The following is a 228-nucleotide window of genomic DNA, read 5'->3' on the forward strand; positions in this document are numbered from 1 at the left end:
GAGATTGGTGGAACTGTTGGCGATATCGAGAGCTTGCCAGTACTCGAAGCAATCCGTCAAATCAAGAGCGACATCGGCCGTGAGAACGTTATGTACATTCACGTGACCTTGGTTCCTTACATCAAGGCTGCAGGTGAAATGAAAACAAAACCAACTCAGCACAGCGTGAAGGAATTGCGCAGCCTGGGTATCCAACCAACCGTCATCGTTACACGTACAGAACAACCT

At 48.7% G+C, this 228-nt stretch carries 1 pseudogene; it reads left to right on the plus strand.

Annotation, left to right across the window (positions count from 1 at the left end):
- A pseudogene (locus SB773_RS35290) lies at positions 1-228 on the plus strand (CTP synthase); the annotation flags it as partial.

Source organism: Bacillus sp. SIMBA_074 (assembly GCF_046534555.1).
Classification (GTDB): domain Bacteria; phylum Bacillota; class Bacilli; order Bacillales; family Bacillaceae_G; genus Bacillus_A; species Bacillus_A mycoides.